Raw genomic sequence first — 243 nt, forward strand, 5'->3', positions numbered from 1 at the left:
GTGGACGTTAGTTCTCTGAGGCACTATCTGGCGACAGACATTTCGAATGAAAAATCGCTGCGCAACAACCCCCAGCAGGAGCGAAGCCGCCAGAGTCTCGGCGCCATCCTCCGGGTCTGCGGCGAGATCATCGACGAGTCGGGTCACGCTGGCGTGACGACTGCGGAAGTCGCGAAGCGTGCCGAGATGGCCATCGGTACCGTGTACCGGTTCTTTCCCGACCGAATCGCCCTCATGCTCGGC

General features: G+C 61.3%; 1 protein-coding gene. It reads left to right on the forward strand.

Annotation, left to right across the window (positions count from 1 at the left end):
* On the forward strand, nt 1-243 hold a 243-nt coding region (locus AAEY83_RS17965; RefSeq protein ID WP_351061405.1), incomplete at both ends, for a TetR/AcrR family transcriptional regulator.

This window comes from Psychrobacter sp. TB20-MNA-CIBAN-0197, from assembly GCF_040309765.1.
Taxonomy (GTDB): domain Bacteria; phylum Pseudomonadota; class Gammaproteobacteria; order Pseudomonadales; family Moraxellaceae; genus Psychrobacter; species Psychrobacter submarinus.